Annotated in this window: 18 protein-coding genes; 3 read left to right on the top strand and 15 right to left on the bottom strand. The window is 67.2% G+C overall.

Annotated elements, in window-relative coordinates; all coding sequences use genetic code 11:
• Positions 1-28: 28 nt before the first annotated feature.
• The 12 genes from AKI39_RS01285 to AKI39_RS01230 all read right to left on the bottom strand — a co-directional run bounded on the left by AKI39_RS01285 (position 29) and on the right by AKI39_RS01230 (position 12,794).
• Positions 29-1,093 (bottom strand): extracellular solute-binding protein, encoded by a 1,065-nt coding sequence (locus AKI39_RS01285; protein WP_066631724.1) that lies wholly within the window; start codon positions 1,091-1,093, stop codon positions 29-31.
• 55 nt (positions 1,094-1,148) lie between these two features.
• The gene (locus tag AKI39_RS01280; protein WP_066631720.1) at positions 1,149-2,171 is read right to left on the bottom strand and encodes a CobW family GTP-binding protein; all 1,023 of its coding nucleotides are present in this window, start codon (positions 2,169-2,171) and stop codon (positions 1,149-1,151) included.
• The gene (locus AKI39_RS01275) at positions 2,149-3,762 is read right to left on the bottom strand and encodes an amidohydrolase family protein (RefSeq protein WP_083228564.1); all 1,614 of its coding nucleotides are present in this window, start codon (positions 3,760-3,762) and stop codon (positions 2,149-2,151) included. The genes AKI39_RS01280 and AKI39_RS01275 overlap by 23 nt, the downstream gene beginning before the upstream one ends.
• A 3-nt stretch (positions 3,763-3,765) precedes the next feature.
• Positions 3,766-5,013, bottom strand: coding sequence for a metal-dependent hydrolase family protein (locus AKI39_RS01270; RefSeq protein WP_066631716.1), 1,248 nt, complete (start codon positions 5,011-5,013; stop codon positions 3,766-3,768).
• Between the two features lie 30 nt (positions 5,014-5,043).
• A complete protein-coding gene (locus AKI39_RS01265; protein WP_083228563.1) occupies positions 5,044-5,946 on the bottom strand; it encodes an ABC transporter permease in 903 nt (300 codons plus the stop codon).
• Positions 5,947-5,956: 10 nt separating this feature from the next.
• The gene (locus AKI39_RS01260) at positions 5,957-7,033 is read right to left on the bottom strand and encodes an ABC transporter ATP-binding protein (protein WP_066631714.1); all 1,077 of its coding nucleotides are present in this window, start codon (positions 7,031-7,033) and stop codon (positions 5,957-5,959) included.
• 4 nt (positions 7,034-7,037) lie between these two features.
• A complete protein-coding gene (locus AKI39_RS01255; RefSeq protein WP_145925381.1) occupies positions 7,038-7,796 on the bottom strand; it encodes an ABC transporter permease in 759 nt (252 codons plus the stop codon).
• A gap of 684 nt (positions 7,797-8,480) precedes the next feature.
• Positions 8,481-9,815 (bottom strand): NAD(P)/FAD-dependent oxidoreductase, encoded by a 1,335-nt coding sequence (locus AKI39_RS01250; RefSeq protein WP_066631710.1) that lies wholly within the window; start codon positions 9,813-9,815, stop codon positions 8,481-8,483.
• A 10-nt stretch (positions 9,816-9,825) separates the two neighbouring features.
• Positions 9,826-10,557, bottom strand: a complete 732-nt coding sequence (locus AKI39_RS01245; protein ID WP_066631708.1) for an amino acid ABC transporter ATP-binding protein — start codon at positions 10,555-10,557, stop codon at positions 9,826-9,828.
• Positions 10,554-11,207, bottom strand: a complete 654-nt coding sequence (locus tag AKI39_RS01240) for an amino acid ABC transporter permease (protein ID WP_066631706.1) — start codon at positions 11,205-11,207, stop codon at positions 10,554-10,556. The genes AKI39_RS01245 and AKI39_RS01240 overlap by 4 nt, the downstream gene beginning before the upstream one ends.
• Positions 11,208-11,241: 34 nt before the next feature.
• Entirely contained in the window at positions 11,242-12,006 is a 765-nt protein-coding gene (locus tag AKI39_RS01235) for an ABC transporter substrate-binding protein (protein WP_066631704.1), read from the bottom strand.
• Positions 12,007-12,074: 68 nt separating this feature from the next.
• Positions 12,075-12,794 carry a helix-turn-helix domain-containing protein gene (locus AKI39_RS01230; protein ID WP_066631702.1) on the bottom strand — a complete coding sequence of 240 codons (720 nt, stop codon included), beginning with the start codon at positions 12,792-12,794 and terminating at the stop codon, positions 12,075-12,077.
• Between the two features lie 217 nt (positions 12,795-13,011).
• Here AKI39_RS01230 and AKI39_RS01225 point away from each other — a divergent pair, with 217 nt between their 5' ends.
• Both AKI39_RS01225 and AKI39_RS01220 read left to right on the top strand, forming a co-directional pair.
• Positions 13,012-13,332, top strand: coding sequence for a PsiF family protein (locus AKI39_RS01225; RefSeq protein ID WP_066641923.1), 321 nt, complete (start codon positions 13,012-13,014; stop codon positions 13,330-13,332).
• Between the two features lie 288 nt (positions 13,333-13,620).
• Positions 13,621-14,355, top strand: coding sequence for a ribonuclease activity regulator RraA (locus AKI39_RS01220; RefSeq protein ID WP_066631700.1), 735 nt, complete (start codon positions 13,621-13,623; stop codon positions 14,353-14,355).
• Between the two features lie 110 nt (positions 14,356-14,465).
• Here the strand turns inward: AKI39_RS01220 and AKI39_RS01215 are convergent, their stop codons facing one another.
• Positions 14,466-15,206, bottom strand: a complete 741-nt coding sequence (locus tag AKI39_RS01215; protein WP_066631698.1) for a GntR family transcriptional regulator — start codon at positions 15,204-15,206, stop codon at positions 14,466-14,468.
• 184 nt (positions 15,207-15,390) lie between these two features.
• Between AKI39_RS01215 and AKI39_RS01210 the strand changes: the two genes are divergently transcribed.
• Positions 15,391-15,822 carry a VOC family protein gene (locus AKI39_RS01210; protein WP_066631696.1) on the top strand — a complete coding sequence of 144 codons (432 nt, stop codon included), beginning with the start codon at positions 15,391-15,393 and terminating at the stop codon, positions 15,820-15,822.
• A 130-nt stretch (positions 15,823-15,952) separates the two neighbouring features.
• Here AKI39_RS01210 and AKI39_RS01205 read toward each other — a convergent pair whose 3' ends face one another.
• Both AKI39_RS01205 and AKI39_RS01200 read right to left on the bottom strand, forming a co-directional pair.
• Positions 15,953-17,104, bottom strand: coding sequence for an HPP family protein (locus tag AKI39_RS01205; RefSeq protein WP_145925167.1), 1,152 nt, complete (start codon positions 17,102-17,104; stop codon positions 15,953-15,955).
• Positions 17,105-17,316: 212 nt separating this feature from the next.
• Entirely contained in the window at positions 17,317-18,357 is a 1,041-nt protein-coding gene (locus AKI39_RS01200) for a GlxA family transcriptional regulator (protein WP_066631689.1), read from the bottom strand.
• Positions 18,358-18,388: the final 31 nt, after the last annotated feature.

Genomic DNA, 18,388 nt, shown 5'->3' with positions numbered 1-18,388 from the left:
GATCCATTCCCGCCAAACGCAGCTGCCCCTACAGCGCCCCCTTGAATGACTTCGTCCAGTAATCCAGGAACTCCGCCTTGGTGGTGACCAGCTTCTCCAGGTCGTAGGGATAGATGCGCTTCAATTCCTCGTCGGTGAAGCCGACACGCTGCTGCAGATCCGGCGGCACGGGTGCGTTATGGACGGTGGGCGCGTAGCCCATCGCACGCGCGAAATGGACCTGCCCCTCCGGCTCCAGCAGCGCATTCAGATACGCCCACGCCGCATCCGGATTACGCGCGTTCTTCGGCACCGCGCCTTCGAACGTCACCGGTATGGTGCCTTCCTTGGGAATCGCGAACCCCAAGGGCAGGCCGGCATCGCGCCATTGCAGCGCGCGCGCCTTCCACATGCAGGCCAGCCAGATTTCCCCGGACTTGAACGCCGTCGCCACCGCCTCGTTCGACGGATAGACCCGCGGCTTGTTCTTGACCAGTTGCTCCAGGAATTTCTTGCCCGGCTCGAAGCTGGAGAAGCGGCCGCCGCTCTGTCCGGCGCCGACGAACAGGCCGTTATACAGGTAAAGAATGTCGGAAAACCCGACGCGGCCCTGGTACTTCGGATCCAGCATGATCTGCACCGAATCGGGCGGCGACGAAAACTGCTGCGTGTTGTAGACCAGCGTCATCGCGCTGAAAATGTGCGGGATGGAATACGGCGTCTTGAACTGGTCGTACACATTGGCCAGGTTGGGCATGGCTGCCTGGTGTTCCTGGATCGACGCCAGCGCCCCCGAGCGAGACGCATCGTACATGTCCACCTCGCCCAGCAGCGCAACGTCCATGCTGCCCCGGCGCGAATTGCGTTCGGAGCGCAGCTTGGTCAGGCGCGGCACCGCGTTGCCCGTATCGAATACCACGCCGATGTCCTGCTTGGCGACCAGGGGCGAGATGTATTGCTGCAGCAGGTTCTGGTAGTCCCCGCCCCAGGTTCCGACGATCACCTCCTTGCCGGCCGCGCGGGCCAGTGCCGGCAGCAGCGGCAAGGCGGGTGCCAACGCCAGTCCGCCGGCGGTCTTCAGAAAGCGGCGGCGCCGCGGGTTTTCATGGTTCATGGACGACCCCCTGTCCGTTAAGTAGGTTGACGAGACGGATAACCAAAACAAAAGCTCATGCGAAGGCCTCCAGGACGACGGGCGACCCGGGCGGCAATTCCCGCAGCGCGTCGGCGTCCAGGTCGCGGGTAATGACGATCAACACGTCCTGGTCCGGCGACAGCGTAGCCATGCGGCGCGGCATGCCGAAGGTTGTTCCCACGCTCTGGATCAGCACGGGTTCCGCGCAATCGGTGACCCGCAGCAGCGCCTTCAGGCGCAGGAGCCGGTCGCCGCACAGGCCCGCCAGATCGTCCAGCCATGTCGAGAACGCGGACCAGGCCATGGGCTGCCGCACCTTGCCCCGCCACACGTGGATGCGCGGATGCCGTAACGCCGTGCCGCCGATACCCGCGGCGCCCGCCGCGGACAAGGCGCTTAGCGCCATATCGGTGGCCGATGTGCCGGGCAACGGGGCGAAAGCCTGCGCGACGGCGCGGGGGCGGTCGCTTTCCGCGACGATCTGTGCCAGCGGATTCAGCGCGCGCGCACGCGACACATGCGTGGCCAGGGCGAAACCCGCCGTTTCGTCCGCGCACGCCAGGTCTGTCTTGGTCAACACGATGCGCTGGGCCGCCGCGAACTGCGCGGCCGCTTCCTCGAACTGTTCGTCGCCCAGCGCGCCGCGTGCGCAGTCGTAGGTGGTCACCACGGACAGGCGCAGGCCATGCGCGGCCAGTTCCGGATCGGCCAGCGACGCGATGATGGGGCCCGGCCGGGATAGCCCGCTGGTCTCCAGGATGATGCGGGCCAGCGGCCTGCCGCCGGGACGCGGCGCGTTCAACAGCGCGTTCACCGTATCCACGAGCCCGCTGCGCAGCGAGCAGCACACGCAGCCATTGGCCAGCAAGGTCATGGGCACGCCGCCGCCGCCATCCGCCACAATGGCACCGTCCACGCCGATTTCGCCGACTTCGTTGACGATCACGCCGGTATCGCCGGCGTCGGGCCCGCGCAGGAAGTCCACCAGCAGCGTGGTCTTGCCGCTGCCCAGGAAGCCGGACAGCACGATGAGGTCAACGGGCGTGGGGCGGTCCATCGGGATCTCCTTCCCAGCTGTCCTTGACCAGCGTGCGCACATCGGCCAGCAACTGTTCGGTGTCGTACACCACGCCGGCCTTGACGGTGTAGCGCAGCGAGCGTTTCCATTCCACCTTGCCGGTGTCGTCGTTCAGGCGCATGGCGCCGGTGCCGTACAGCAGCTTGAAGTCTTCCAGCGGGTTCTGGTCATGCACCAGCAGGTCCGCGCGCTTGCCCACGTCCACCGAGCCCGTATCGTCGCCGATACCCAGCAGGTCCGCCCCCAGCGAGGTGGCCGCGCGCAACACCTCCAGCGGGTGGAAGCCCGCCTCCTGCAAGAGTTCGAGCTCGCGCACGAAACCGAAACCGTATATCTGGAAGATGAATCCGGAATCGCTGCCGGCGCACACGCGGCCACCCAGGTTCTTGTACTCGTTGATGAACTGCATCCACAGGCGGTAGTTCTGCTTCCATTCGATCTCGTTGGTGGTGCTCCAGCGATACCAATAGGCCCCGTGCCCGCCGCGCTGCGGCTGGAAGTATTTCCAGATGGCATTCCAGGTGTAGTCGTCGTGCCAGTCGGCGCGGCGCGCCCGCATCAGGTCGCGGTTGGCGTCGTAGATATTGAAGGTGGGAACGAAGGTATGGTCCAGTTCGAGGAAACGATCCATGACTTCGCGCCATTTCGCGCTGCCGGGCTGTGCCGCCTGCATGAAGGTCTGCCCGGCCAGCGCGAAACGAAAGTATTCGTCGCCGTAGTTGTAGTCGGTCGGAAAGTCCTGGACCACGCGGTTTTCGAACAGCGCTTCGGGCAGGCCGTAGTAGTGCTCCGAACTGGTCAAGCCCCATTGCGCCGACTTCAGGGCGTTCACGCGCGTCACCGCCATCTGCGCGTGGTGGCAGCCCGAGCGCAAGCCGACCTTGGCCGCCTCGTCCAGCGCGGCCTGCATGATGGCGGGCGGCGCACCGAAGAACTTGATCCCGTCGGCGCCGCGCGCCTTGATCTTGCGCACCCATTCGCGGCCCTGTTCGGGCGTATGGATGGTCTTGACGCGGTCGTTCACGGCCGGGAACACGACGTGGGCCAGGATGCGCGGCGCGGCGATGTCGTTGCGTTCCGACTTGTCCTTCTGGTCCAGGTTCCAGCCCAGGCCGTTCATCGACCCCATTTCGCGCACGGTCGTCACGCCGTGCGCCAGCCACAGCTTGTAGATGTAGTCGGCCGGCGGCGCGACGCCGCTCATGGTGTGGTAGGGCGTGCCGATGTGCGCATGCGAATCGACGAACCCGGGCGTGACGAACTTGCCGTGGCAATCCACTTCGTGGTCGCCGGGCGGTGGGCGGCGGCCGGGCTGGATGGGCTTGTGCGGCGTTCCCACCAGGACCAGCGCGGCGATGCGATCGTTCTCCACCACGATGTCCACCGGCCCCCAGGGCGGCGCGCCGGTGCCGTCGATGATGGTCGCGCCGCGCAGCACCAGGCGCTTGAACGGGCCGTCGCCGCGGTCGCGCGCGGTGGCCGCCGCCGGCGGATGCCAGCCCTTGGCCGCGTTCATGGCGCGTGATTCCTCGCCGACGTCCACATTGGCATAGGGGTTCTCGATCGCCATCGCTCAGGCCTCCATCATGTCGTGGAATATCTTGCCGTCCTTCATGACCAGGGGAATATGGTCACCCTGGCCCAGCAGGCAGGACACGTCCTTGTACGGGTTGCCGTCCACCACCAGCACGTCGGCGATCGCGCCCGGCACGATGCGCCCCAGGCGGTTGTCCATGCGCAGGACCTCGGCGGCGACGCTGGTCGCGCTCTGTATGACCTCGTGCGGCGTCAGTACCTGCGCGCGCAGGCGGAATTCGTCGCTCTGCAGGCGCTGCGACGGGCCGAGCAGGTCCGAACCGAACCCCATCTTGACGCCGGCCCGCTTGTAGATCTCCAGCGAATGCAGGCCCGCGGTGCGCACGGTGGCGATCTTGGCGACGCTGTCGGGCGGCAGGCCATAATCCGCGCCCTCGTTGGCCAGGGCTTCGTAGGTGATCAGGGTCGGCACCACATAGGCCCCATGCGAGGCCATGACGGCGGCCGTGTCTTCGTCGATGAGGTTGCCGTGTTCGATGGTGCGCACGCCGCACTTGACGGCTCGGCTGATCGCTTCCGCCGTGTAGGCATGCGCCAGCACATAGGTCTGGCGGCCTCGGGCTTCGGCGACGATGGCGCGGATCTCGTCTTCGGAGTAGCCGAAGGACGCGATCGGGTCCGTCGGCGACGCCACGCCACCGGAGGCCATGATCTTGATCTGGTCGGCCCCCATCTGCAATTCCTGGCGCACGGCCTTGCGCACTTCGTCGACACCGTCGGCTACCCGGCCTATGTCGCCCGCGCGGAAGCAGCAGCCGCAGAAGCTCATCGGGCGCAGGTGATCCGACCGGGGACGGGGGTCGCCATGGCCGCCGGTCTGGCTGATGGCGCGGCCGGAGATGAACAGCCGCGGCCCGACGACCGTGCCTTCCTCCACCGCGCACTTCAGGCCCCAACCCGCGCCGCCGGCGTCGCGCACCGTCGTGAAGCCGCGCCGCAGCATCGCGGCCATGATGGGCACGGACCGCATCATGACCAGCGCATCCGGCAGCATACCCTGGGTACTCAGGTTCAGCTGTGTCGCCATCACGTGCGCGTGCAGGTCGATCAGGCCGGGCATCAGCGTGCGCCCGCGCACATCGATCGGGCGCGCGGACTGCGCGGCGATGGGTCGGTCGGACACCTCCTTGATCGCGCCGTCTTCCACCAGCACGTGCATGCCTTCGCGCAGCTCGGGAAAATCCGGATCCAGCAGGTTGGCGTTCTTGAACAGGAAAGCAGTCATACGGGGCTCCGTGCGGCGGATGGGATAGGTTCAGGACGCCATGGTTTTCACATAGCGGCGATGGATAAGCCAGTTCGAGAGCAAGGCCATCAACAGGGTTGCGCAGACCAGGATCAGCGCCATGGCCGAACCGAAGGGCCAATTGGACGCCCGCGTGATCTGGTCGTACAGGGCGGGCGCCATCATGGTCAGCCCGGTCCCACCCAGCAGCACCGGCGTGGCATAGGCGTTCATGCAGAGGATGAACACCAGCATGGTGCCGGCGGCGACGCCGGGCGCGGCGATCGGCAGCACGATGCGGCGGAAGGTGGTCAGGAAATCCGCGCCGAGGTTGCGCGCCGCTTCCTCCACCGAAAAATCCATGCCTTCCAGCACGCTTTGCAGCGTCAGGATCAGATACGGCATGACCACGGCGGTGGTGCCGACGACCACGGCGGTGGGCGTGTACATCAGCTGCACGGAATGCCCGACCAGCCCCAGCGCCTTCAGCGTCGCATTGACGATTCCCGCATTGCCAAGGATCACCATCCAACCGGCCGCCCGGACCACGCTGCCCACCATCAGCGGGAACACCAGCAGGATCACCAGCAGGCTTTTGTGGCGGCTGTCCGTCCGGGCCAGGAAATAGGCCACCGGGAATCCCAGCACCAGGGCAAGCACCGTGCACAGGGCCGCCACCCCGATGGTGGTCAGGAAGACATTGCGGTAGTAGGCATCGCCGAAGAACTTCGCATAGTTCTCCAGCGTGAAGGCCTGCTGCATCATCTCGGCCGGATCGAAATGATTGAAGCTGTAGCGCACCAGCTGCAGCAGCGGCACCATGATGATCAGCAGCACCACCAGCGAGGCCGGAAAAGCGAGGCCGGCGCCCAGGCGCACGGGCCGCGCGGCGGCGGTGGAGGCGGGCGTCGATGCGGAGGCCGATGGGTTCATGAACGCCGCCTCAGTCCGCGAACATCACGCAATCGGCCGGTTCGAAGCAGGCATACACGCGCCCCCCCGCCTGTGCCGGCAGGCCGTGCGTCCCCGCGCCGGGATGCGATGCGCGGCCCGATCCGTTGGCCAGCTGGCTCAGGATGGCCTCGCCGCTTTCCAGCTTGACGCGCACTTCCAGCTGCGCGCCCAGGTACACGGTGGATTCCACCACGCCCGGCAGCGCATTGCCGTCGCCGGGCTGCGACGCCAGCCGCACGCGCTCCGGCCGCACGCCCATGTGGCGCGCGGCGGGTGGCCCGCCCTCGACACGGATGCGGGTGCCTTTTTCAGTGCCGAACACGCCGTCTTCCGCCAGGCGGCCCTGGAAAAAATTCATCTTGCCCAGGAAGTCCGCCACGAAGAGGTTGGCGGGCCGCTCGTACAGCGCGTCCGGCGTGCCCACCTGCTGCACCTTGCCGTCATGCATGATGGCCATGCGATCGGCCACCGCCAGGGCCTCTTCCTGGTCGTGCGTCACGAATACCGTGGTCAGGCCCAGGCGCTGCTGCAGCGCGCGGATTTCCTCGCGCACCTCCAGCCGCAGCTTGGCGTCCAGGTTGGACAGCGGTTCGTCCAGCAGGAACACCTTGGGCTGGATGGCCAGCGCGCGCGCGATCGCCACCCGCTGCTGCTGTCCGCCCGAGAGCTGGCGCGGATAGCGGTCGCGCAGCGAGGCCATGCGCACCATGTCCAGCACCTCGCGGATGCGGCTGTCGCGCTCCGCGGCAGGCACCTTGTGCATCTCCAGGCCGAAGGCGACGTTCTGCGCCACCGTCATGTGGGGGAACAAGGCATAGCGCTGGAACACCATGCCCGTATCGCGCTTGTGCACGGGCAGGTCCGTCACGTCCTTGCCGCCGATGCGGATGGTGCCTGCCGACGGCGCCAGGAAGCCGGCGATCATGCGCAAGGTCGTGGTCTTGCCGCATCCGCTGGGGCCCAGGAAGGCGACCAGTTCGCCATCGGCGATTTCCAGCGAAAAGTCCGCTACCGCCACCGAGGCGCCGAATTGCTTATGAAGGTTTTCCAAAGACACCTTGGCCATGTGCTCACACTACCTGGCTGAGTTTGACGAAGCGGTCGGTCACCAGCATGATCAGCCCCAGCAGGAGGATCTGCACGGACGAAACCGCGGCGATGGTCGGGTCCAGATTGAATTCCAGGTACTGCATGATGGCGATCGGCAAGGTCGTATGACCGGGCCCCACCAGCGAGAGCGACAGTTCCAGGTTCTCGAACGACACGATGAAACTGAACAGGCCCGCGGCGACAATGGCGGGGCGCAGCATGGGCAGCGTAATGCGTACGAAGGCCACCGGCGCACTCGCGCCCAGGTTGCGCGCGGCTTCCTCGATGGACGGGTCCAGGCCCGCCATGCTGGCCGTGACCAGCCGCACGGTCCATGGAATGGTCAGGCAAACATGGGCGATCACCAGGCCCCCGTAGGTGCCCACGAGGTCCCGATCCAGCAGGTTCTCGGCGCGCAGATAGAACAGGTAGATGGCGATGCCCGCCACGATGCCGGGCACCAGCAGCGGCGACAGCAGCATGGTGTTGACCGAGGCCGCGCCGGCGAAGCGGTAGCGCATGACGCCCAGCGCCGCCATCACGCCCAGCACGACCCCGCATACCGCCGCCAGCAGCGCCACCTGCAGGCTGAAGACGAAGCCGTTGGCGAACGCTTCGTTGGCCCAGGCCTTGATATACCACTGCAGCGTGTAGCCCGACGGCGGGAAATAGAGGATGGCGTCCTTGAAGAAACTGAGCCATACCACCACGATCAGCGGGCACAGCATGAAGAAGTACATCAGTGCGACAAACGCCCGGTGCAGAAGACGCGCCCAAGGAAAGCGGGCGCGCCGCCTGACCACGGCGCGCTCCGCATCCACGGCCGAAGTTGCTGTCGTAGCCAAAAAGCGTTTCCTCAGTGCATCTCGCGCCGCTCGCGGAAAAAGCTTCCGCGAGAATCGCGGCGATGGTGGAACCCGCATCTTAGGAAGCGCGGCTGTCGGTTGGAATAATGGTTAACCTCAATAGGCCGCCGATCAGCACCCGGCGCGGGCGGCCGGTGTCACCGGCCGCGCGATGTTCGTCCCAATAGCCGCACCTGTACGTCATCAGGGCCGGTCCAGCTACGGCTTGTAGAACGGCGTGCCCAATCCGTAATGGAAGCGGGCATTGGCCCTGGCGCGCGCAGGGTCACGGTCGCAATGGCGCAGGTCGTGCAGGCGGTTTTCCGCGGTGTTCAACGGCCGCGGCACGCGTGTAAAAGGTCAGCGTGAAGGCGGGACCGCCGCTTCCGATGGCGTGTCTGAGGCCCCCCCGGCAGCTGCACCGCGAAGGGCGAGCCGGAAAGGAGGCTGAGGTTTTCCAATGCACCGTTGAGAGCGAGAGACTGCGCCATCCGGAAATCCTCGAACCGCGCGCGGCGCGGTGGGCAAACACCTCGCCCCGGCGGGTTACGTACCACCTCGCTACAAGGGGCTACGAAGTCATACGCCCCCGTCGGTCAGGCGATACCAGGTCACCACGGCATTGACGTACAGGCGCCGCAGGCCGTAGAGGGGAAAAGGCTTGATGCCGGACAGCGGCACGGGCAGCGCCGCCGGGTTGCCGGTGGCGACATAGTCGGCCATGGCCTTGCCCATCGCGGTCTGCAGGCCGACCCCGCGACCCTGGCAGCCGATGTCGATCAACAGCCCCGGTTCCGGCTCGTGCAGGTGGGGCAGGTAATCCCGGGTGATCGCGACGCGGCCGCACCAGCGAAATTCAAAAGGCACGCCTGCCACGCGCGGGAACATCTTCACCATCACGCGCTCCAGGTGCCGCCAGTCCCCGTCGCCGCGCGGTTCGCGAAACGGGCCGCGGCCGCCCATCAAAAGCCGGCCCTGGTGGTCCAGGCGGAAATACAGCAGCAGATTGCGGGTATCCGAGCACACCTGCCCCTGCGGCAGGATGCTGGCGCGCACGTGGTCGGGCAGCGGGCGCGTGGCCACCTGGAACGTATTGGCGTCGATGATGGTGGGCTTCAGGCCGGGCCACAGCCCGGCGCCGTAGGCGTTGGTGCACATCACCACGCGGTCGGCGGTCACCGTCGAACCGGACGCGGTCGTGGCGGTCCATTTGCCGCCGTCGCGCTTCAAGCTCACCACCGGGCTGGCCGTGTGCACGCGCGCGCCGGCGTTCATCGCCGCGCGCGCCAGTCCGCGGACATAGCTCAGGGGTTGTATGCTGCCGGCCCGGCCGTCGATCCAGCCGCCCAGGTATTTGTCGGTGCCGAGCAAGGCGCCGACCTGCTCGCGGTCCAGGGGCCGCGCATCCACACCGCGCCGGGCCCATTGGGCCGCGCGCCGGTGCGCCAGCGCCAGGGCCTGCGGCGTATGCGCGCCCTGGATCCATCCCGCGCGCCTGCGCGGGACGTCCATGCCGTGGCGCTCTATCAGATCGAATACGAAGTCGGCGGTACGCCCCGCGAAATCGATGACCTGTTCCCCGCGTTCCGGGCCATAACGGGCCAGCAGTTCGTCCGGGTCGTACTTCAGGCCGGGAATGACCTGGCCGCCGTTGTGGCCGGAGCCGCCGAAGCCGATTTCGCGACCCTCCAGCACCACGGCCTTGATTCCCCGCTCCGCCAGATGCAGCGCGGTGCTCAGCCCCGCGTAGCCGCCGCCGATCACGACGACGTCGGCCTGCGCCGCGCCGGCCAGGGCATCGGTCGGAGGCGCGGCCGCGGCCGTCGCCGTCCACAGCGACGGCGACAGGGGGAAGGGTTCCTTGCCATTGCGATACAACGCGGCGCGGGCATCCAGGGAGGCGTCGTGCGACATGGGGCGATCCTTACATGGGATGCAGCACGCGGCGCAGGAAGTCCTGCGTGCGCGGATGGGTGGGATGATTCAGCACTTCGCGCGCGACGCCCTGTTCCACCACCACGCCGGCATCGAAGAACAGGACGCGATCGGCCACTTCGCGGGCGAAGCTGATTTCGTGCGTAACGACGACCATGGTCATGCCGTCGTCGGCCAGCTTGCGCATGACGCCCAGCACGTCGCCCACCAGTTCCGGGTCGAGCGCCGACGTCGGTTCGTCGAACAGGATCGCCTTGGGTTGCATGGCCAGGGCGCGCGCGATGGCAACGCGCTGCTGCTGGCCGCCGGACAACTGCGGCGGATGCGCGTTCTCCTTGTCGGCCAGCCCGACGCTGGCCAGCAATTCGCGTCCGCGCTCGATGGCCTGCTTGCGCGGTTCCCCCTTGACGTAGATGGGCCCTTCGATCACGTTTTCCAGCGCCGTGCGGTGCGGGAAGAGATTGAAGCGCTGGAAGACCATCGATACCTGCGTGCGAATCGACACGATGGACGCCGCATCGCAGTTCACGCGCTGACCGTCGACGGTGATCTCGCCCTGGTCATAGCGTTCCAGGCCGTTGATGCAGCGCAGGATGGTCGACTTGCCGGAGCCGGAAGGCCCGATCACGCACACCACCTCTCCCTTGCTGATGTCGGCGTCGATGCCCTTCAGCACTTCCAGCGCGCCGAAACGCTTGTGCACGCCTCGCATGGAGATCATTTTGCGGCGTTCCTCTTTTCAAGGTGGCGGACCAGCAGGATGAGCGGGACGCACATGACCAGGTACATCAGCGCGACCAGGGTGAATACCGTCGCGTTCTTGAACGTCGATACCGCGATCAGCTTGCCCTGCAGCGCGAGTTCGGCGACCGTGATGGTGGAGGCCTGCGAGGAATCCTTCAGCATCATGATCATGATGTTGCCGTAGGGGGGCAGCACGATGCGCACCGCCTGCGGCAGCACCACGCGCCGCATCGTCAGGCTCCAGCTCATGCCCATCGCCATGGCCGCTTCCACCTGCCCGCGGTCGATGGCCTCGATGCCCGCGCGGAAGTTTTCGGACTGGTAGGCCGAATAGGCGATGCCCAGGCCGATGATGGCCGCCTGCACCGCCGTCAAGGAAATGCCGGCATCCGGCATGACGAAGTAGATATAGAACAGCAGCACGATGATGGGGATGCCGCGCAGCACGTTGATCAGGCCGGCGCTGAACTTGGCCAGGGGCTTGATGCCGGACACCCGCATCAGGGCCCACACCAGGCCCAGCACCGTGGACAAGGCCAGCGATCCCACCGTGACCAGGACGGTCAGCTTGGCCCCCTGGAGCAGGATGGGAAGGTATTCCCTCGCATCCTGGAAGAATTCCATCATCGTGCTATCCCCTCGCTGCCTTCACGGCCGGGCCTCAGGCCAGGCCCCACTTCTTCAGGATGGCGTCTATCTTGCCGTCGGCCTTCAGCTTCCGAAGGGCCGTGTTGATCTTGTTCATCAGTTCCGTATCGTCCTTGCGGGTGGCGATGCCCACGCTGCCGGTCACGGCGGGCTTGTAGCTCTTGACCATGCGCAGGTTGTTGAACGCGCCGCTGGCGTTCTGGTTGATCGTGTAGGCGGCGATGGGGTAATCCATGAAGCCGCCCTGGATGCGGCCGGCATTGGCGTCGCGCATCATATCCGGCGGATTGTCATAAAGCTTGACCTCCTTGAACATGCCGCTGTCCTGGATCGGCTTGACGAAGGCGGTGCCGACCTGCACGCCCACCGTCATGCCCTTCATATCGGCGAACCCGGTGTATTCCTTGGTGTCGCTCTTGGGCACCATCAGGCCTTCGCCGTAGGTGTAGACCGCATCGGAGAAAGCCACCACCTTCTGGCGTTCGGGGGTGATGAACATCGCCGCGGAAATGACGTCGATGCGCTTGGACTGCAGGGAGCCGATCAGCGCGGAAAAGGCCATGGGCTCGATCTGCACCTGGAAGCCCGCTTCCTGGCCCACCGCCTTCATGATGTCCACCATCACGCCCTCGATGGTGTTGGTCTTGGTGTCCAGGAAAGTGAAGGGACTGCCGGTGGGCGTGGAGCCGACCTTGACGACGGTCTGTGCGCCGGCGGCCGCCGACGTGGCCAGGGACAGCGCGGCAAACGCGGATAGAGCGAGGGATCTGAGCTTCATGGGTCGTCCTTTATCGGTGTATGCAGGGGGTTGGAATCGCATGAGGTGGATACCGCGGCGGCGGCGGGCTAGCCGCGCCCGCGCCGCCCTTCCCGCGGGCGCGGCGGCGATGCATCGTCGTCGCCGCCGGCATCAGCCGCGATATTGCTGATGGCCCAGATCACTTCCGTGCGCGTATCGCCCGGATTGCGCCAGCGCCGCGGCGTGCGGCTGGCATAGCAGAAGCTGTCGCCCGCGCGCAGCAACATCACGCGGTCTTCGATGCGCAGCTCCAGCAGGCCGCTCAGCACCACGCCCACCTGCTCGCCCTTGTCGGTGACGAACAGGTCCTCGCCGGTGGAGCCGCCGGGGGCGATGGAGATGCGGCACAAGTCCATGGTGCGCGCCGCCGGCGGCGTCACGACTTCCTTGGCGATGCCTTTTTCGTCGATGCGCAGCATGCGGTGCGAGCCGGCACGCTCCACGTTGTCGCCGGATGCCGTCTCGTCGCATTCGGCGTTGCGCAACAGCGTGTCCGGCGAGGCGTCCAGCTCGTGCGCCAGGGCGTGCAGCGTCTTGACGGAAATCGAACTCAGGCCACGCTCGATCTGGCTCAGGCGCCCCAGCGACATGCCGCAGGCCTGCGCCACGTCGGCCAGCGAACGGCCCTGGTCCTTGCGCAGCTGCCGCAGCTGCTCGCCCAGCCACAGGTCCACCAGCGAATGGGCCTGGCGCACGGCGCGCGGCCGGGCAGCGGCACGCGCGTCCGGCGAAGAGCGTAGCTTGCGCGCGGCGATCGACAGGGGCATCGAAATGAAATTTTCATTTTTCTGTAATTTTCAATGCTAGTGGGGCGCCGCCGCCAGCCACAACCTAGGGACATCCCGCGCTTGCCCTCTTGCGGCGGCCACGGCTTTGGCACATCATCGCGGCACCGGCGGAACGCGCCGGCGTGTGCAGGGGCGGCAAGGCGGTCGCGCGAGCATGCAAGGCGGCACGCAGCCGGCCCTCCTATCGGAGGACATCATGTTTTTTCGACATCGCACGTTGATCATCGCCGCGTCTGCCCTGGCACTCAGCGCGTCCGCGGCCTTGGCGCAGACCACCGCCCCCGCCAAGGAAGCCACCCCGCAGCAGAAACGCATGGCGGAATGCAGCGCCGCCAACAAGGGCAAGACCGGGGATACCTATAAATCCGCGATGAGCGCCTGCCTGAAAGGCGAACAACCCGCCGCCAAGGTAACGCCGCAACAGCAGAAGATGAAGGACTGCAACGCCGAAGCCGGCAAGCAATCGCTCAAGGGCGACCAGCGCAAGGCCTTCATGAGCAACTGCCTGAAGGGCTAGCGCCCGCGGCCTCGTCATGATCCACCGCGCCGGCCCGGCGCGGACAAGCCCGCCCGCTGACGCAGGTGTTGCGGCGTGCGCCAGGTCGGCCGGCGACAGGCCTGGCCGCCCCGCCGCATAATGTTCCATATATCGAACATCATGCGCATCACGACGGTTAGCGTCTGCTATACGTAACATTAGCGGGCACGCCCATGACAGCGGGACACGGCAGCTTGATGGCCGAAGCAGGCACGCCTGCCCTTTCGGCGCCGCCCCCGCCAAGAGATCCCTTCAAGGAATTCCCACATGACCACTCAGCCCGCTCCGCTCGATTCCCGTATCGTCCAGGCGCTGTCGCACGTGACCACGGCCACGCTGACGACGGTCCTGTTGAAGAAAGGCCTGCGCAATGTCTGGATCCGCGGGGCCGCGCCGCTGCGCGGCGACAGCCCGCGCATCGTGGGCCGCGCATTTACCCTGCGCTTCGTGCCGGCGCGGGAAGACCTTGCCACGCCGGCTTCCTGGGCCTCGCCTATTTCGACGCGTGCCGCCATCGAGGCCATGCCGGCTGATTGCATCGCCGTCGTGGACGCCCTGGGCGTGACGGACGCCGGGATTTTCGGCGACATCCTGTGCGCCCGCATGCGCAAGCGCGGCGTGGCGGCGCTGGTCACCGATGGCGTGGTGCGCGACGTTGCCGGCGTCCTCGGCACGGAGCTGCCCGTGTGGTGCCGCGGCGCCGCCGCGCCGCCTTCCGTGGCCGGCCTGACCTTCGTCGGCTGGCAGGAACCCATCAGCTGCGGCGGCGTCGCGGTCTTTCCCAACGACGTCATCGTGCTGGATGCCGACGGGGCGGTATTGATTCCCGACGCGCTGCTGGACGAAGTGGTGCAGGCCGCCGTCGAACAGGAGCAGCAGGAAACCTGGATCATGGAACAGGTGGAAAGCGGCGCGCAGTTGCCGGGCCTGTATCCGCCCAATGCCGAAAACCAGGCACGCTACCAGGCCTGGCGCGCGCAACGCGAAGGCAAGAAGTCCTGACACCCGGCGGTCCTCGACGCTGCCCTGTCCCTTGCCTCTTCCGGCTTCCATCTTCCCGGAAAGCCCTGTGGGCGCGCGGCCCTTGCCCCCATGGGCAGTCGGGGCGCGGCTCAGTCCTGCAAGCCGCGCACGTTGCGGTACGCGCAGCGCCGCGTATCGACGTAGCGGCGGCGGAATTCCACCGGCCGGTCCTGATAGGTGTAGGCCGTGCGCTCCACCTGCAGGACGGCCGCGCCCGGCTTCAGGCCGAAGGCGCGGGCCACGACATCGTCGGCCTCCGCGGCCGTGATGTCTTCCGACACGCGGACCACGGACACGCCGTAGCGTTCCTGGTAGAAGCCATAGATGGATCCGCGCCGCGCGGCGAAATCCTGCGCCGATAGATTGGCGAAGACGTTCATCGGGATCCACAGGCGGTCCAGCATCATGGGCACGCCGTCCATCCTGCGCAGGTTCTCCACGCGCGCCATCGAGCCGCCGCGTTCGATGCCGAACAGCGCCGCGAAGCGTGCCGTCGCGCGCTCCTTGGCGAAGGACAGCAATTCCGCGGTGACCTTCACCGCGGCCCCGGCCGGATCGACATAGCTGAAATAGAGATCGAAGGCGTGTTCGTCGGTAAAGCGCGCCACTTCCGTGCCGCGGCCGGCGCGCCGCGTCAGCACGCGTTCGGCGACCAGCTGTTCCACCGCGCGCCGGATCGTGCCGATGCCCACGCCGAAAAGCCTGGCCAGTTCCGGCTCGGGCGGCAGGCGATCGCCGGCGGCCCAGACGCCGGTGCGCAGGCGCTCGACGATGCCGGCACGGACGATTTCATAAAGAGGCTGGTCGAACGAGGACGCGCTGGCAGGCATGGCGTGAGAAATAGGCGGTGGGGTGGCCTGGACGCACCATCGCGGCCAAGGGGTCCGGTGGAGCCCGTCGCGCCATTGTATCAATTCGAATCATTCGAATGATTCGTTTGACGAAGCCGGGGCGTCGCGCCTACACTCGCCCCCAGGCCATGCCGGTCGGCATGCGCCGCAAGGAGACTGAAAAATGCCAAACCCCATCAAGCACATCGCCTTCCGGGTGGAAGACCTGGACACGGAAAGCGCGTTCTACGAGAACGTATTCGGCTATACGCACGTCAATACCGTGCGGCGCAAGGGCAAGCACGGCGACCATATCTCGCGCCACCTGACCGACGGCTACATGGACCTGACGCTGATTCATTACGAGTCGGCCGACGCGGACGAGGCCGATTTCGCCGGCCCGTCACCGTGTATTCACCACATCGGCATGGAAGTGGACGACCTGGATGCCTTCATCAAGGCGATCGCCGAGAACGGTGGGGAAATCCTGACCGAGCCCGGCCACCTGCCTGTGAAGTTCCGCTCACCGGGCGGCCCGGTGGCCGAAGTCGTGCCGCGCAAGCGCTGGGAAAGCGAGACGCTGGCCGCGGGCGTGCACGGCGAAGTGCTGCGCTAGCGTCGGCCGTTCCAGGCGGCGGGCGCCGTCGCGCCGGGCCTGCCGTGCCGCGGAATGCCTGCCGGGAGCGCGGCACCCGTTGCGTGCAGCGGGCGCCAGGCGCCCGGCGCGGGACATCGGGGGTGGGGCATCAGGCCGCGGCGCCCAGCGCGGCGACCGCGGCCGGCTCCGGCGACGCCAGCGCCAGCTGGTACAGGGCGTCGATCAGTTGCGAGGGATAGATGGCCCCTACCAGCGTGCGCGTGGCATCCACCACCGGCACGCAGGCGATGCCGGAGGCCATGGCCTTGGCCAGCTCGATCGCGGGCATGGACGGCGTGGCGAAGGCCACCTCGGAACGCATGCAGTCGCGCACCGCCAAGGCCGGCGCCGCAACGCCCAGCGGTGGCGCCAGTTCCAGCCGCAGCTTGCGGGCGACGGCATCACCGTGCGAGAGCAGGCCCAGAAGGCGCCCCTGCTCGTCCACCACGGGCAGGGCGGCCAGGCGATGGCGGTCCAGCAAACGCACCGCCTGGTCCAGCGCTTCGTCATCGCGGACAGTCACCACATCGCGCGCCATCACTTGCGCGCAGTCCAGGCCGCCGAACCGACGCAGGCTGGCGCGGCGTTCCGCCTCCAGGACGATATCGGCCAGGTCTTCCTTGCTGATGTCCAGCAACTGATCGTGGTTGCGCAGCGCCTCGTCCAGGTCGGCGCTGGTAAAGCCCAGGCGGGTGGCCGCCGCATGGTTCAACACAGCCGGCGCGGTGCCGACGTGGCGGTGAGGATAATTGCGCTTGAGCACGCCGTTGAACACGATGGCCACGCACAGCAGCATCGCCGAATTGAGTGCCACGGGGTACAAGGCATAGCCGTAGCCCAGCTTGGCGATGGATGGGCCGCCCAGCACGGCGGTCAGCGCGACGGCGCCACTGGGGGGATGCAGGCAACGCAGCGAAAACATCACCGCGATCGCGGCGGCCGCGGCGCAGGCTGCGGCCAGCCCCGGCTCGGGTATCCATTGCGCGAAGAAGACACCTACCAGCGCGGCGCTGATGTTGCCGGCCACCAGCGACCAGGGCTGCGCCAAGGGGCTGGCCGGCGCGGCAAAGGCCAGCACGGCGGAAGCCCCCATGGGCGCGATGAACCAGGGGTTCGCCTCGCCCAGCGCATGGCGGGATATCCACTCCGTGCACAGCAGGCCCAGCAGCGCCCCCAGGGCGCCAAGGAATTTGTCGCGCGCGCTGGCGCCGACGGGCGCCGGCGCGAACGCGCTCAATACATGCTTGAACCTGCTCAACACGCTGCTTCTCCAAGCCGGCGCCATGCATGCGGGATAGTTCGGGGGTAGGGCGCGGGCGGCCGGCAAATTTAGCACGGCGCTTATGCCTGGGCGGCATACGCTTATGCGGCGCGCGGAAGGAAGACGCCCGGGCGTGTCATGCGTGCGGCAGGCGTTCGGGCGGGCAGCGTGGGCTCAGGCAGACAGCTCGGCTTCAGGCGGGCAACCTGCGTTCAGGCGTGCATCGGATGATTCGGGGCGAAGCGCGCGCGGTACTGCTGCGGCGTGACGCGCAGCCGCCGCAGGAAAAGGCGGCGCAGGTTCTGTTCCGTCCCATGTCCCGTATCGGCGGCGATGCGTTTCAGCGGGGCGGGGCTGGCTTCCAGCGCCCGGCAGGCCGCCTCGAAACGCATGCATTCCACCGTCTTGGCCGGCGTGCGCCCTACCGCCGCCGCATACGCGCGCGCGAACGTGCGTGGCGTCATGCCGGCCTGTTCGGCCAGGCGCTCCACCCGCAGGTCCTCGTGCAGATGGGCGGCCATCCACGCGTGCAGTTCGGCGAACTGGGCCAGTCCCGAACCCTGTTGCGCCAGCAAGGGCACGCTGAACTGCGATTGCCCGCCCGGGCGCTTGATGAACATGACCATATCGCGCGCGGCCGCCAGGGCGATGCGATGGCCCAGGTCGGCCTCGGCCAGCGCCAGCGCCAAGTCGATGCCCGCCGTCACGCCCGCGGAGGTCCAGATAGCACCCTCTTGGATGAATATGGGCTCGGCATCCACCCGCACGCCGGGATACATGGCCTGCAGACGCTGCGCCCAGCGCCAGTGCGTGGTCACGCGCAGGCCCTCCAGCAGCCCGGCTTCGGCCAGCAGGAAGGTACCGGTGCAGACCGAGCAAACCCGCCGCGCCTGCCCGGCCTGCCGGGCGATCCAGTGGCTTAGCGCGGGCTCCGCCACGATCTGGCCGTCGGGGCTGCCGCCCGGCGCGATCAGCGTATCGATGGGGCGTCCGTCCAGCGCGGCCAACGGCACGGTGGCGATCGCCACGCCGGCACCGGTCAGGACCGGCCCGCCTGCTTCCGAGGCGACGATGGTTTCGTAGGGCGCGGCGGCCCATTCGCCGGACGCCAACGCTTGCCGGTTGGCCGTTTCGAACGCTTGCACCGGGCCGGTGACGTCGAGAAGGTTCGCGCCGCGGTAGCTGAGCATCACCACAAGGCGGCGATGCGCCGGCCATGCCTGGTCAGTTGCGTCCTGCCTGTCACCTGTCATTCGGTCCCCGCCATTCATATAGCCATGACAG

This window comes from Bordetella sp. H567 (assembly GCF_001704295.1).
Taxonomy (GTDB): Bacteria; Pseudomonadota; Gammaproteobacteria; order Burkholderiales; family Burkholderiaceae_B; genus Bordetella_C.
This window is presented reverse-complemented; position numbering and strand designations above follow the sequence as displayed.